Raw genomic sequence first — 2,361 nt, 5'->3', positions numbered from 1 at the left:
GGGCGCCGTAGGCATAAACGGTCGCGTTAAGTATTTGCCGCTTGCTTGGGCTTGGATGCCCAAAACAAGCTTCCGCAAAAATAGCGACTCCCCGGTTGTGGGGTAGAACCCGCTTCAGATCTCTCCTTTTCCTAAATTTCAGCCACTTAAGCCGCTTCTGCCTGATCCTCTTCGAAGCGGCTTTGTTACGTCAAAAGCCTTTAATTTCACTGGAAAAAGTTGGAAATTGTGATCTAAATCACACAATTGTTGACTATTTTGTGCTGGCTACATACTATCAGGCTTATTCGTCTGAAAAAGGCTACCCCGTTGAAAGGCGGGCAACGCAAAGCTACCGGTCTAAAGAGCGTGAAGACTCTATGACAGCGGGGTTACCGGATGATAGGGAAGAGGTGCTCAGAGTCGCTGCCAGTGGTTCAGATCTCAACCCTCTCTAAACGTAACAAGCTTTCACCGCCGCTGACCGCCATGGATAGCGAAGCGAAGGCGGTTAGTCCGCGATAGGGGGCGCCGTAGGCATAAACGGTCGCGTTAAGTATTTGCCGCTTGCTTGGGCTTGGATGCCCAAAACAAGCTTCCGCAAAAATAGCGACTCCCCGACCTAAGGACTTTTGCAACGTCTGTGAACCGTCATGGATGGAAAGGTGGTGAAGGGTATGGCGATATCTTCCTATGAGATCGCATTAAAGTCGGTAACCGAACAGCGTCCGCTGTCGGAGAAACTCGCTCATGTCCACAACGTTATCTGCGAACGTCTGCCGAGTATCAAACGTATCGCCGTGGCAATCTACGATGCCAAGAGTGACTTACTTAAAACCTTTGTCCATAGCACCGATGGTGAAAACCCGTCGGGGCGCCGCAGGCATAAACGGTCGCGTGAAGTTTTTGCTGTTTGCTTGGGCTTGGATGCCCAAAACAAACTCTCGCAAAAATAGCGACTCCCCTGCGATCTATGCCAGTGGAAAGGGGCGTGTGGTTCACGATCTTTCGATCTTCGCCAAGGGGGAAGGTGTACATACCCGTAAGATTGATTCAAAGGGCTACGGTTCGAGCTACACCCTGCCGATGTACCACGAGGGCGAGTTTCGCGGTTTCATCTTTTTTAATGCCAGTGACAAACACATTTTCGATGATGAGACGCTGCACTATCTGGAACTCTTTGCCCATGTGTTGACGCTGCTGATTAGCTCTGAGTTGGAGAGTATGCGTACTCTCGCGGCTGCGGTGAGAACGGTCTGCGATATTACCCAACACCGGGATAACGAAACCGGTACCCATCTTGATCGTATGTCACGCTACAGCCGAATTATTGCGCAAGAGCTGGCGCCCAAACATAACCTTGACGATGAGTTTATCGAGCAGCTATTTCTCTTCTCGCCACTGCACGATATTGGCAAGATCGCCATTCCCGATGAAATTCTGCTCAAACCAGGCAAGCTTGATGCTAATGAATGGCAGGTTATGAAGACCCACGCCAGTAAGGGACGGGAGATGATTCAGACCCTGTTGGATAATTTTGGTCTTGATGCGGTCTATCGGATAGAGATGTTGCACAACATATCCGAGTACCACCACGAGAAGATGAACGGGGGTGGGTATCCGCACGGTTTGAAGGGTGATCAGATTCCACTTGAGTCACGGATCGTCGCAGTAGCCGATATTTTCGATGCATTAACCAGTGATCGACCCTACAAGGAAGCGTGGGATAACGATCGTGCATTTGCCCTGCTGCGTAAGTTGGCCGGTGATGAGCTAGATCGAGAATGTGTTGATGCGCTGCTGAACAACCGTGAGCGGATCGAGAAGGTACAGCAGAAGTTTTCTGAACATACATAACATATTACTAGCAGGGCTAATGGCGAGGCATCGCGATTCCAGCTAGGTATTAGTGTAACGAGAGAGAATACGGTGGGTTTGAGAGATGGACTGGCGTACTAACATTAAATTGCCTAGCACGGGCTCGTTGGCAGATTTGACGGTAGAACAGTTACTGCAACATGAGCTGCTTGAGTGTAATCCGGACTTGCCACTCTGCAAAGCGGCTCAGTTGATGCGAGAAAATAGTTGCAGCTCCATCGTCATCGTTGAAGAGAATGAGGCGGTTGGTATCTGGACCGAGAAGGACGCACTGGCGATCGATTTCTCAAACGAGGCCTCTTTCTCACTACCGATCCGAGTTGTAATGAGTTCACCGATCGCGTCGGTTGCGGCCGGTGAAAGCATGCACAACGTGGCCCTGAGGTTTCAGCAACAGGGTCTACGTCATCCGCTGACCGCCATGGATAGCGAAGCGAAGGCGGTTAGTCCGCGATAGTCGACGCCGTCTGCCTATTCGTAGTTGAGAGCGCGAGCGAACGACGA

General features: G+C 50.8%; 4 protein-coding genes and 1 riboswitch. All 4 genes read left to right on the top strand.

The genetic code is table 11. From position 1 onward, the window contains the following. Positions 1-289: 289 nt before the first annotated feature. A riboswitch (cyclic di-GMP riboswitch) is annotated at positions 290-379 on the top strand. The 4 genes from BOW52_RS17835 to BOW52_RS16765 all read left to right on the top strand — a co-directional run bounded on the left by BOW52_RS17835 (position 379) and on the right by BOW52_RS16765 (position 2,314). Beyond that, the gene (locus BOW52_RS17835; protein ID WP_269087676.1) at positions 379-504 is read left to right on the top strand and encodes a hypothetical protein; all 126 of its coding nucleotides are present in this window, start codon (positions 379-381) and stop codon (positions 502-504) included. Its footprint overlaps the riboswitch before it by 1 nt. A gap of 128 nt (positions 505-632) precedes the next feature. Beyond that, entirely contained in the window at positions 633-935 is a 303-nt protein-coding gene (locus BOW52_RS17635) for a hypothetical protein (protein ID WP_236725804.1), read from the top strand. Continuing rightward, positions 907-1,836, top strand: a complete 930-nt coding sequence (locus BOW52_RS16770) for an HD-GYP domain-containing protein (RefSeq protein ID WP_236725803.1) — start codon at positions 907-909, stop codon at positions 1,834-1,836. The genes BOW52_RS17635 and BOW52_RS16770 overlap by 29 nt, the downstream gene beginning before the upstream one ends. A 127-nt stretch (positions 1,837-1,963) precedes the next feature. Beyond that, positions 1,964-2,314, top strand: a complete 351-nt coding sequence (locus BOW52_RS16765) for a CBS domain-containing protein (RefSeq protein WP_172840411.1) — start codon at positions 1,964-1,966, stop codon at positions 2,312-2,314. The last annotated feature ends 47 nt before the right edge of the window (positions 2,315-2,361 follow it).

Origin of the sequence: Solemya pervernicosa gill symbiont, assembly GCF_002020875.1 — a bacterium.
Classification (GTDB): Bacteria; Pseudomonadota; Gammaproteobacteria.
The sequence above is the reverse complement of the archived record's forward strand: the minus strand, read 5'-3'. Positions and strand labels throughout refer to the sequence as shown.

What these genes read in the sequence shown, in the direction of transcription:
- BOW52_RS17835 (WP_269087676.1), top strand. Translation starts at nt 379, where the DNA reads ATGATAGGGAAGAGGTGCTCAGAGTCGCTGCCAGTGGTTCAGATCTCA.
- BOW52_RS17635 (WP_236725804.1), top strand. Translation starts at nt 633, where the DNA reads ATGGATGGAAAGGTGGTGAAGGGTATGGCGATATCTTCCTATGAGATC.
- BOW52_RS16770 (WP_236725803.1), top strand. Translation starts at nt 907, where the DNA reads ATGCCCAAAACAAACTCTCGCAAAAATAGCGACTCCCCTGCGATCTAT.